General features: G+C 69.7%; 9 protein-coding genes. 2 read left to right on the plus strand and 7 right to left on the minus strand.

Annotated features, from left to right (window positions below; genetic code table 11):
* Window positions 1-81: 81 nt before the first annotated feature.
* On the minus strand, window positions 82-684 hold the full coding sequence (locus IWC96_RS07905) for an SPOR domain-containing protein (RefSeq protein ID WP_196838683.1): 603 nt from the start codon (window positions 682-684) through the stop codon (window positions 82-84).
* A 108-nt stretch (window positions 685-792) separates the two neighbouring features.
* On the opposite strand from IWC96_RS07905, the gene panC reads away from it, so the two are divergent.
* Window positions 793-1,650, plus strand: coding sequence for a pantoate--beta-alanine ligase (panC, locus tag IWC96_RS07910; RefSeq protein WP_196838684.1), 858 nt, complete (start codon window positions 793-795; stop codon window positions 1,648-1,650).
* 277 nt (window positions 1,651-1,927) lie between these two features.
* Here the strand turns inward: panC and gor are convergent, their stop codons facing one another.
* Window positions 1,928-3,310 carry a glutathione-disulfide reductase gene (gor, locus tag IWC96_RS07915; protein ID WP_021698363.1) on the minus strand — a complete coding sequence of 461 codons (1,383 nt, stop codon included), beginning with the start codon at window positions 3,308-3,310 and terminating at the stop codon, window positions 1,928-1,930.
* Between the two features lie 245 nt (window positions 3,311-3,555).
* Here gor and IWC96_RS07920 point away from each other — a divergent pair, with 245 nt between their 5' ends.
* Window positions 3,556-4,500, plus strand: a complete 945-nt coding sequence (locus IWC96_RS07920) for a hypothetical protein (protein WP_021698364.1) — start codon at window positions 3,556-3,558, stop codon at window positions 4,498-4,500.
* Window positions 4,501-4,508: 8 nt separating this feature from the next.
* Here IWC96_RS07920 and rpiA read toward each other — a convergent pair whose 3' ends face one another.
* From rpiA to IWC96_RS07945, 5 genes are all read right to left on the minus strand, one after another.
* On the minus strand, window positions 4,509-5,195 hold the full coding sequence (gene rpiA / locus IWC96_RS07925; RefSeq protein WP_196838685.1) for a ribose-5-phosphate isomerase RpiA: 687 nt from the start codon (window positions 5,193-5,195) through the stop codon (window positions 4,509-4,511).
* On the minus strand, window positions 5,192-6,556 hold the full coding sequence (glmU, locus tag IWC96_RS07930) for a bifunctional UDP-N-acetylglucosamine diphosphorylase/glucosamine-1-phosphate N-acetyltransferase GlmU (RefSeq protein ID WP_370541119.1): 1,365 nt from the start codon (window positions 6,554-6,556) through the stop codon (window positions 5,192-5,194). The genes rpiA and glmU overlap by 4 nt, the downstream gene beginning before the upstream one ends.
* 44 nt (window positions 6,557-6,600) lie before the next feature.
* Window positions 6,601-6,960, minus strand: coding sequence for a hypothetical protein (locus IWC96_RS07935; RefSeq protein ID WP_196838687.1), 360 nt, complete (start codon window positions 6,958-6,960; stop codon window positions 6,601-6,603).
* Between the two features lie 2 nt (window positions 6,961-6,962).
* Window positions 6,963-8,966 (minus strand): acetyl/propionyl/methylcrotonyl-CoA carboxylase subunit alpha, encoded by a 2,004-nt coding sequence (locus IWC96_RS07940; RefSeq protein ID WP_021698368.1) that lies wholly within the window; start codon window positions 8,964-8,966, stop codon window positions 6,963-6,965.
* A 46-nt stretch (window positions 8,967-9,012) separates the two neighbouring features.
* Window positions 9,013-10,710: beta-propeller domain-containing protein (locus tag IWC96_RS07945; protein WP_196838688.1), on the minus strand; the 1,698-nt coding region annotated here is incomplete at its 5' end.

Here is a 10,710-nt window from a genome sequence, read left to right on the forward strand (position 1 = left end):
TCCAGTCGCGGCGGAATAAGGGGAGAGTCGGGGCTGGGAAGCCGAAGGTCAACGAAGCGGAGAGTCGCGCCTGTGGAGCGCTCAGGCGCGTCCGGCGGCGGCGCACCAGGGATCGCTGACCTGGGCCGCGCGGCAGATCTCGGCGGCGGTCGCGGCCGGGGCGCCGACCTTGAGACGGACCAGTTCGCGGCCGTTGACGGTCACCGGTTCGAACCGGGGGGAGAGGCCGTCGAGGGCGGCGCGGGCGGCGCCGGTGCTGAAGCGGGTCCAGGCCTCGCGGGCCGAGGCCTCGCTGGAGAAGGCGCCCAGCTGGATCACCGCGCCCGGACGGGCCGGGACGGAAACGGCAGGACGGAGATGTTCGGAAACGGCGCGGCTGACCTGATCGCTCGCCGCCTGGACGAGGACGGGCGCGGCGGCTTCGGCCACGGCGGGCGCTGCAGCCTCCACGACGCCGCGCAGGCCGCCGTCGCGGGCGTCCCACAGGGCGTGGGGGTCCAGCACCTCGACCCGCAGGGCCGGGCGCAGGCCGGACTGATCCGCACTGCGGGGCGCGGCCGGGGCGTCACGCGAGGGTTGGGCGGACAGCTCGATACTGGCCACGCGCTGGGCCAGGTTCTCGAAACGGTTGGGATCGCTTTCGACCATGCCGCAGGCGCCCAGCGACAGGATCGCTGCGCCCATAAGCCCTTTACGGAGGAGGTCAGTCGGCGTCATAAGCGCGACCCTAGCGGACGGCCCTCAAGACGCCGTTGAAAGACACGCTTAATCGGAGAGGTTAACGCGTAAACCATGACCGCCGTCTCCGAACTCATACTGACACGCACCGTGGCCGACCTACGCGCGCAGGTGGTTGCCCTGAGGAACGCGGGAAGGCGCATCGGGTTCGTTCCAACCATGGGCGCCCTGCATGAAGGGCATCTGGCGCTGGTGGCCGAGGCACGGCGGCGCAGCGACGCGGTAATCGCCAGCGTGTTCGTCAATCCCACCCAGTTCGCCGCCCACGAGGATCTGGGGACCTATCCCCGGCAGGAGGCGCGCGACGCCGAGCTGCTGGCGGGGGCCGGGTGTTCGATCCTGTTCGCCCCGGACGCCGCCGAGATGTACCCGCAGGGCTTCGCCACCTCGGTGCAGGTGGGCGGACCCAGCGAAGGACTCGAGACCGACTTCCGCCCCCACTTCTTCGGCGGGGTCGCCGTGGTGGTGGCCAAGCTGCTGAATCAGGTGCAGGCCGACGTGGCCGTGTTCGGGGAGAAGGATTATCAGCAGCTGATGGTGGTCCGGCGAATGGCGCGCGATCTGGACATCCCCACCGAGATCGTCGGCGCGCCCACGGTGCGGGACGACCACGGCCTGGCCCTGTCCTCGCGCAATGCGTACCTGTCGGCCGATGAGTTGGCGGTGGCGCGGCGACTGAACGGGATCCTGCGTGAAGCGGGGGAGCGGGCGAAAGCGGGCGAGCCGGCGGCGGTTGTGGAGGCCGCGGCGGCCGAGGCGCTGATCGAGGCGGGCTTCGCCAAGGTGGACTATGTGGCGATCCGGCGCGCGGAGGACCTGTCGGCGTTCAGCGGGGCCGTGGACGCCCCGGCCCGCATCCTGGCGGCGGCGTGGCTGGGGAAGACCCGGCTGATCGACAACCTGGCCGCTTGAGGGATCTCCTTTCCCGATCGGATGTCTTGTCATCCCGGCCGAAGCGAAGCGAAGAGCCGGGACGAAGGGCGTTCAGCGATCTCACCGCCCGGACAGCCGGAGGCTGAGCCGGGCGAAGGGTGGCGGCGGGCCCCTTGGCCCGGATCGGCGCGATGCGCCGCCCGGGCCTTTGCGGAGGTTTCTCCCGTCACTTCCCGGATAGCGCCTGCGGCGCTTCCGGGATGACAAGAGGGGCCACACGCAGGTTGAGCGCCGCCCTGCGATGGGCGCCTGACGGTTACCCCGCCGACATGCTCTGGGGCGTCTGCTTGTCGCGCATGGTGACCAGCTCCTCGGCGGCGGAGGGGTGGACGGCGCAGGTGGCGTCCCACTGGGCCTTGGTCAGGCCGGCCTTCACGGCGATGCCCGCCAGCTGAATCATCTCCGGCGCATCGGGGCCGACGATGTGGCAACCCACCACCCGGTCGTCGGCGGCGCGGACCACCAGCTTCATCAGGGTGCGCTCGTCGTCGCCGTAGAAGGCGGTCTTCATGGGCCGGAAGCGGGTCAGGTAGACGTCGATCTCGCCGCAGGCCTTGCGGGCCTCGGACTCGGTCAGGCCCACGACGCCCACGGGCGGCTGGCTGAACACGGCGGTGGGCACGGCCTCGTAGTCGAAGGCCTGGGGATTGTTCCTGAACACCGTCTCGTGGAAGGCGACCGCCTCGCGGATGGCCACGGGGGTCAGATTCATGCGGTCGGTGACGTCGCCGATGGCCCAGATGTTGTCGGCGGTGGTCTTCGAGTGCCCGTCCACCTTGATGGCGCCGTGCTCGGTCAGCTCGACGCCCGCCTTGTCGAGGCCCAGGCCCTTCACGTGGGGGACGCGTCCGGTGGCGAACATGATCTGCTCGGTCTCCAGCGTCATGCCGTTGCCCAGATGGCTGACCAGACCGGTTTCGGTCTTCTCGATGGACTCGTGCTGGCAGCCCAGCACCACCTTGATGCCGCGCTTCTCGATCTCGCCCGCCATGTGGGCGCGCACGTCGTCGTCGAAGCCGCGCAGGATGTTGGGGCCGCGATAGACCAGGGTGGTCTCGACGCCCAGACCGGCGAAGATGCCCGCGAACTCCACGGCGATGTAGCCGCCGCCAGCGATCATGATGCTTTTGGGCAGTTGGGGGAGGTGGAAGGCTTCTTCCGAGGTGATGACGTGCTCGATGCCCGGCAGGTCCTCGGGGACCCACGGACGGCCGCCGGTGGCGATGAGGATCTTCTCGGCCGTGACGGTTCCCTTGTCGCCCATGTCGATGGTGTGGGCGTCCTTGAGCACCGCGCGGGCGTGGAAGGTGTCGACCCCGGCCTTGCCCAGGTTCGCGGCATAGATGCCCGACAGGCGCCCGATCTCCACGTCCTTGGCCTCGAGGAACGTCGGCCAGTCGAAGGTGGGATTGTCCACGGTCCAGCCGTAGCCGCGCGCGGTCTCGAAAATGTGCGAAAATTCAGAGGCGTAGACCATGAACTTCTTGGGCACGCAGCCGCGCACCACGCAGGTCCCGCCGTAGCGGTATTCCTCGGCGATCCCGACCCGCTTGCCCCCCAGCGCCGTCAGCCGCGCCGCCCGCACCCCGCCGGAACCGGCGCCGATGACGAAGAGGTCGTAGTCGTAGGTCTCGGGCATCCGGGGCTCCTGGTTTCAGACCCTGGAGCGAAAAAACAGGGTCTGAATCGTCTGAATGGTCTGAAATGTCGGGCCGGTGGTGACGTGAAGCCCTGCGTGTCACCGAGTTAGGAGACGCAGGCCGCCGGGACAAGGTCGCCGCGCCCGGCGAACGCGGGTCGGCGCCGCCGCCAAGGAATGCGTGACGTTCCCGCCGATTGCGCATATCGTTGCTTTGCAACGGATGCAGCGCACAGGATCAAACCATGATGATCGCTCTCGCCCTGGCCAGCCTTCTGGCCACCACGTCCGCGGAGGCCCAGGAGCCGAGCCCCAGCGAATCCGTGACCCGACTCGAGGAAGTGGAGGTGATCGGACGCCCTCTGGACGATCTCATCCAGGGCTTCGTCAATGAGGTGGCCGCGCCGAACCGGGGCCGGCAGCTCGCCCGCTGGCCCGGGCCGGTCTGTGTCGGCGCCGGCAATCTGATCCCCGAGACGGCGCAATTTGTTGTGGACCGCGTCTCGACCGTCGCCGAGGACATGGGCCTCACACCCGGAGCGCCGGGCTGCCGCCCCAACATCCTGATCATCGCCACCCATGATCCGGACGGCATGGCGCAGCAGATGGTGGAGCAGCGCAGGCGTCACTTCCTTCCGGGCGGCTCCGGCATGGACCGCGGCCGCTCCCGTCTCAACGCCTTCCAGACCTCGGACCAGCCGGTGCGCTGGTGGGCGATCAGCATGCCGGTGGACTCCGACACGGGTCAGCGGGCGGTCCGCGTCCCGGGCGAGTGCCAGGGCTCCTGTTCGAGCATCCAGGATTATGCGCCGATCATCAGCGTGCGGACGCCCTCGCAGCTGCACAGCCAGATCGTCGACGACATGAGCCGGGTGGTGGTCATCATAGACATGAACCAGATGGAGGGCGTGACGGCCCTGCAGCTGGCCGACTACGTCGCCATGGTCACCCTGGCCCAGATCGATCCGCAGGCCGACACCGGCCGCTACGCCTCGATCCTCAACGTGTTCGAAGACCCCGCGATGACGCCCAGCCTTACGGACTGGGATCTGGCGTATCTGACCGGGCTCTATGACGCCGACAGGACGCGCGCCATTCCCCGGGCCAGCCGGTTCGAGGTCGCCAGCTCCATTCGCCGGGCTCACGAACGGCTGAGAGCCGAGGCCGACGGAGACGACGCGTCGCGCTGATCCGCCGCTCAGGGGTGGAGCGTCTCCACCCCTGTGTCCGTGCCGATGATGGCCTCCTCGGCCAGGTCGAGGAACAGGCCGTGCTCGACCACGCCGGTCAGGCTCTTGAGGTCGGCGGCGAGACGGGCGGGGTCGGCGATGACGCCGCAGGCCGCGTCATAGATGACGTTGCCGCCGTCGGTGCGGACGATGCCGCGATCCGCCGTGCGCAGGCGGGCGGGCATGCCGATCTCGTGGTCGGCCAGCACGTCGGCAATGCGGTTGGCGGTGGTCTTGTGGCCGAAGGCGACCACCTCGATGGGCAGGGCGAACCGGCCCAGGGCCTTCACCACCTTGGCGGCGTCGGCGATGACCACGCAGCGGTCCGACGCCTCCCACACCAGCTTCTCGCGCAGCAGGGCCGCGCCGCCGCCCTTGATGAGGGCGAGGCCCGGTCCGACCTCGTCGGCGCCGTCCACGGTGATGTCGATACGGGCCACGTCCTCCAGCGTCGTCAGGGGCAGGCCGAGGGAGCGGGCCAGGTCGGCAGTGGCCTCTGACGTGGGCACGCAGCGCAGATCGGCCAGATTGCGGGCGGCCAGCGCCTTGACGAACCATGCGGCGGTGGAGCCGGTGCCGAGGCCCACGGTCATGCCGGGCTGGATGCGTTCGGCGGCGGCTTCGCCGGCGGTCTTCTTCTGCAGATCGGCGCTCATGCCTTCTTCGCCTTCTTCGCGCGCATCGTCTCCATGAAGCGGGCGGCCCAGCCGGGCTTGTGGGTCTGCGGAGCGCGGCCGAGGGCCAGGTCGCCCGGGGCCACGTCTGCGGTGACGACCGAGCCGGAGCCCACCATGGCGCCCGCCCCGATGGTCACCGGGGCCACCAGCGCGCTGTTGGAGCCGACGAAGGCCCCCTCGCCCACCGTGGTGCGGTGTTTGAAGAAGCCGTCGTAGTTGCAGAAGATCACGCCCGCGCCGATGTTGGCCTTCGCCCCCACCTCGCCGTCGCCCAGATAGGCCAGATGGTTGGCCTTGGCGCCCGCGCCCATGGTGACGTTCTTGACCTCGACGAAATTGCCCACCTTGGTGTTCTCGCCGAGGGATGCGCCCGGGCGCAGGCGGGCGTAGGGACCGACCTCGGCGCCGGAGGCCACGGTGGCGCCCTCCAGATGGGAGAAGGCGCGGATGCGGGCGCCAGAGGCGATGCTGACGCCTGGGCCGAAGACCACATTGGGCTCGATCAGCACGCCGCCCTCGACCGCGGTGTCCCAGGCGAAATGGACGGTGTGGGGGGCGGGCATGGTGACCCCGGCGGCGAGGAAGGCCTCGCGCCGGACCTGCTGGAACAGGCGCTCGGCCTCGGCCAGTTCGGCCTGGCTGTTGACCCCCATGACCGCGGCCTCGTCGGCGAAGACGGCGCGGGTGGCGTGGCCGCCCCTGCGCGCCAGGGCGACGATGTCGGTGAGGTAGTATTCGCCCTTGGCGTTGTCGTTTCCGACCTGATCCAGCAGCTGGAACAGCAGGTCGGCGTCCACGGCCATGACGCCGGAGTTGCAGGCGGTGACGGCCAGTTGGGCGGGGGTGGCTTCCTTCGCCTCCACGATGGCCTCGAGCGCGCCGTCGCCGCCCACGATCAGGCGGCCGTAGGCGGCGGGGTCTGCGGCTTCGAAGCCCAGCACGGTGACGCCGTCCGCGCCGAACGCGGGGGCGATGTGGTCGGCCTTGAGCAGGGGCACGTCGCCATAGGTGATGACCACCTGCCCGGAGAAGCCCGCCAGCGCCTCGCGGGCGGCGAGCACGGCGTGGCCGGTGCCCAGCGGCGGGTCCTGAACCGCCACGGCGGCGGCGCCCAGACGCTTCTCCACATGGGCGCGGACCTCGGGGGAATGGGTTCCCACCACCACCACGATGCGCGCGCAGTCCAGGGCCTCGGCCGCGTCGATGGCGTGGTCCAGCATGGCGCGACCGCCCACCGGGTGCAGCACCTTGGGCAGCGGGCTCTTCATGCGCGTGCCCTGCCCGGCGGCGAGGATGACGGCGGCGCGTGAGGTCATGGGGCGGTCTCGTGCTGGCGGAATCGTCTGGTCCGTCTAGCCGAAAGCCGGGCGCGAGGCGACCCGGCCTATTGGGCCGCTTCGTACTGCTCGGCGTAGGCGATCATGTCCTGGCCGACCTGTTCGATGATGCCGCCGCATTCCGGCGCGCGGGCCATCAACTGCTCCATATCGACGGAGTCCGCATAGACGGTCAGGCGTTCGAACCAGTTCACCCCTGGCTCGCGGCCCTGCAGGCGGCCATAGAAGAACAGGGAGCCGATGGTCCCGGCCTGCTGCATCTGGGGGTCCTGGGAGTCGGCGATGGCCAGAAACACGGCCATGCAGGTCAGGTCGCGTTGGGATTCGGTTTCGCCCGCCTGCCGGGCCGTGGCGACGCCGGCCGTGAGGCTGAGGGCCAGGGCGGCCGCCGCGATCATCGTCTTCATGGTCATTCCCCCGCGTTCGCTGACGCCGTGATGGTGGCCAGAACCGCACCGTCGGTCACCTGATCGCCCACGGCAACGGCCAATTCGCCCACCACGCCGTCGAACGGCGCGGTCAGGGCATGCTCCATCTTCATGGCTTCCAGCACCACGATCGACTGACCTTTCGTGACGGCCTGACCGGGCTCGGCCGAGACCGCGACGATCTTGCCGGGCATGGGCGCGCGGAGGGAGCCGTCTGAGGCGGCGGCGGCACCCTGGGCCACGTTGGACGCCGGCGCGAACGCGACCGCATGGCCTTCATCGAACAGCACGGTCTGATCCGCGCCGAACCATGCGGGCACATACCGGTCGCCGATCCAGATGCCCTCCATCCCGGGCGCGACCTGGAAGGTCTGCCCGTTCAGGCTCACTTCGTACCAGGACGCATCGTCCTGTCGCTTCGGCGTCAGCAGCGCCTCTTGCGGGACGCCATTCACGCTGCCGGTGATGAGGGACCGCTCCGGGCCGTTCAGGCGGAAGCCTGTGATGGTTTCGCGTTGTCCGCTCCAGGGAGACACCCCGTCGTCCGTGGGGAGCCTTGAGCGCTGGCGAGACGCCTCGAACAGGTCGGTCAGACCCGCCGCGACGATCTCATCCTTCAGCTCCTGCGCCAGCAGGGTCTCCTCCTCGGCGCCGATGAAGGCGGTGTCCACGTCGCCGGAGACGAAGCGGGGATGGTCCAGGCAGCGGGCGAGGAAGGCGGCGTTGGTCCGGACCGGCCAGACCTCCACCTCGCAGCAGGCGTCGGCCAGACGGGCGGCGGCGGCCTCGCGCGTATCCTCGTGCACGATCAGCTTGGCGATCATGGGATCGTAGTGCTGACTGACTTCGCCGCCCTGCTCGACCCCGGTGTCGACGCGCAGATCGTCGGGCAACTGGAAGTGATCCAGACGGCCGATGCTGGGCAGGAAGCCGTTGTCGGGGTCCTCGGCGTAGAGGCGGGCTTCCATGGCCCACCCGTCCAATTCGATCTCGTCCTGCTGAAGCGGCAGGGGCTCGCCCGCCGCCACGCGGAACTGCCATTCCACCAGATCGACGCCGGTGACGGCCTCGGTGACGGGGTGCTCCACCTGCAGGCGGGTGTTCATCTCCATGAACCAGATGCGGTCGGGCTTGAGGCCCTCGGAGGCGTCGGCGATGAACTCCACCGTACCCGCGCCCACATAGTTCACGGCCTTCGCCGCGCGCACCGCTGCCTCGGTAACCGCCGCCCGCGTCGGGCCGTCCATACCGGGGGCCGGAGCCTCCTCGATCACCTTCTGGTGGCGGCGCTGCAGCGAGCAGTCGCGTTCGTACAGGTGGACGACGTTGCCCTGGGAGTCCCCGAACACCTGCACCTCGATGTGGCGCGGGCGGGTGATGTATTTCTCGATCAGGACGCGGGGATCGCCAAACGAGGCCTCCCCTTCCCGCTGGGCCCCGGCGAGACCGGCCGCGAAGTCGGCCGAGCGCTCGACCTTCTTCATGCCCTTGCCGCCGCCGCCGGCGACGGCCTTGATGAGCACCGGATAGCCGATGGCGTCGGCCTCCTTCTGGAGGCATTCCAGCGACTGGTCCGCGCCCAGATAGCCGGGCGTGACGGGCACGCCCGCCTTGTCCATCAGATCCTTGGCGGCGTCCTTCAGGCCCATGGCGCGGATGGCGGCGGGGGGCGGGCCGATCCAGACCAGCCCGGCGGCCATCACAGCCTCGGCGAAGTCGGCGTTTTCGGACAGGAAGCCGTAACCGGGATGGATGGCCTCGGCCCCCGTCTCCTTCGCGGCGGCCAGCACCTTCGCCGCGTCCAGATAGGACTCGCGGGCGGCGGCGGGGCCGATCAGCACGGCCTCATCGGCCTCGCGCACATGCAGGGCGTCGGCGTCCGCCTCGGAATAGACGGCGATGGTGCGCACGCCCATGGCGCGGGCGGTGCGGAAGACACGACAGGCGATCTCGCCACGGTTGGCGACCAGAACGGATTTGAACATGGGGCGACCCTATCCCAGACCACGCGATCTGGCGAAAGCCCTCTCGTTACTCCGCAACCGGGACGGACGGGGCGAAGTCCGCCCGCCGCACTTCCTCAACCCCGTCGCCCTCCAGACGGCCCTCGACGATTTCGTAGCCCATCAGGGCGAAGATGCGGTCGCCGAGGAAGATCGGGCGGGCGTTGCCGTACCAGTCCACGCAGGACACCCGGCAGCCGTCGTCGCGGACGCCCTGTGCGGAGGCCTCCAGGCGACCGAGGCCCGACAGTTCCCGGGCCTGACGCCGCAGGAACAGCATGGCCGCGTGGGGCGTCCACTCCCCCCACGCCTCTTCGGGCGGCTGGTTTGACAGGATGGGCAGACCCAGCAGCCCGTCCTCGCCCCCCGCGTCGGGCCGGAAGAAGAAGGCGTGGCTGCGCGATTCCGCCTGACTGGCGCGGGCCTGAACGTGACGGGGTCCGAGCACGGGCGAGCCCGACGACAGGTCCAGGGTGGTGAAGGTCACCTCTTCCTGTCCGCCGACAGCCAGGGCATCGCGCCCGATCTGTTCGATGCGCGCCACGCCGTCAGGCAGGTCGAGGAGCACGGGCTCGCCGGGCGCGATGGGGACCGCCACCAGTTGGGCGGGCATGGTGGCGGCCGGCTGGCCGTAATAGGCGCCCGGCCCTGTGGTCGTGCTGTAGAAGGCCCAGTCGCCGATGAAGCGGTGGGCGGTGATGAGGCTGTGGTAGAGCCCCTGGCCCGGCGTGAACTGGTAGTCGGACAGCATGGGCGCCCGCGACCCGTCGCCGAAGCGCGACGTGGGCAGACGCAGCAGGGCCACCCCCGTGGGCTGATCACCCCATTGCGGGATGGATCCGCGAGCCGCCACCAGCAGGTCCAGGCGGCCGGCTTCTGTATTGGCGTGGAAGCCTAGCGGACCGAGCGGCGCCTCCCAGACCTGAGCGGCGGTGACCGGACCGCCGTCGTGGCCGAATCGATAGACGAAACCGAATTCGCCGATCTCGTGGGCGACCTCATTCCAGAGATAGGCCGCGTTGTGCGACACGAAGAAGGTGGCGTAGTCGTCGCCCATGACCATCGTCGCGGCGCAGTCCAGCTCGACCGCCGCCAGGTCGCAGCGATAGACCACATGCATCATCGCGACGTATTCGGCCCCGGCGCGCTGCAGGACGCGCGGCATGTAGACGTCCTGGCTGCGGGCGATGCGCCGGAACGCCGGCTCGTCCTGGCCTTCGGTCCACCGGCTGATCCCCGGCAGGCTGTCCAGCACGTCGTCCGTCCCGGAACTGAAGCGCAGTGGTGAATAGACGATCAGCTGCGTTCCGATGAGGCGCGCGGCGTAGTTGCTGTACGAGAAATAGTCGCTGGCCCGCAGCTGATGACTGTCGACGAAGGTGAACCGTCCCTCGGGCGACAGGCGGAAGCGGTTGATCTCGGTCCCGCCGCGCGAATAGCTGAAGCCGATCACCGTCACCATGTCGCCAACGACCAGCATCTCGTCGTACCAGCTGTGGCCCGGATCGGCGCCGGGCGCGAAGGCGTCGATGGCGTCCACCGGCTCCAGCGCGCCGTCGGCCATGGAGACGCTGAACACCCGGCCCCGGCGCAGGATCACAAGATGCTCGCCGGAGACCTTGACGATGCCGCCCTCGTCGATGCCGACCAGCTGGGTGTTGGTGATGGAGGGCGCGTCCGGCGTTGCGGGCTGGGCGCCTGGAGGCGGCGGCGGTGCGGGCGGCGG

The organism is Brevundimonas sp. BAL450, from assembly GCF_015767455.1.
In the GTDB taxonomy this organism is placed as follows: domain Bacteria; phylum Pseudomonadota; class Alphaproteobacteria; order Caulobacterales; family Caulobacteraceae; genus Brevundimonas; species Brevundimonas abyssalis.

Excerpts from the sequence above, each read along its gene's own strand:
- IWC96_RS07920 (WP_021698364.1), top strand. The coding sequence starts at position 3,556 with ATGATGATCGCTCTCGCCCTGGCCAGCCTTCTGGCCACCACGTCCGCG.
- IWC96_RS07905 (WP_196838683.1), bottom strand. The coding sequence starts at position 684 with ATGGGCGCAGCGATCCTGTCGCTGGGCGCCTGCGGCATGGTCGAAAGC.
- gor (WP_021698363.1), bottom strand. The coding sequence starts at position 3,310 with ATGCCCGAGACCTACGACTACGACCTCTTCGTCATCGGCGCCGGTTCC.
- rpiA (WP_196838685.1), bottom strand. The coding sequence starts at position 5,195 with ATGAGCGCCGATCTGCAGAAGAAGACCGCCGGCGAAGCCGCCGCCGAA.
- panC (WP_196838684.1), top strand. The coding sequence starts at position 793 with ATGACCGCCGTCTCCGAACTCATACTGACACGCACCGTGGCCGACCTA.
- IWC96_RS07940 (WP_021698368.1), bottom strand. The coding sequence starts at position 8,966 with ATGTTCAAATCCGTTCTGGTCGCCAACCGTGGCGAGATCGCCTGTCGT.
- IWC96_RS07935 (WP_196838687.1), bottom strand. The coding sequence starts at position 6,960 with ATGAAGACGATGATCGCGGCGGCCGCCCTGGCCCTCAGCCTCACGGCC.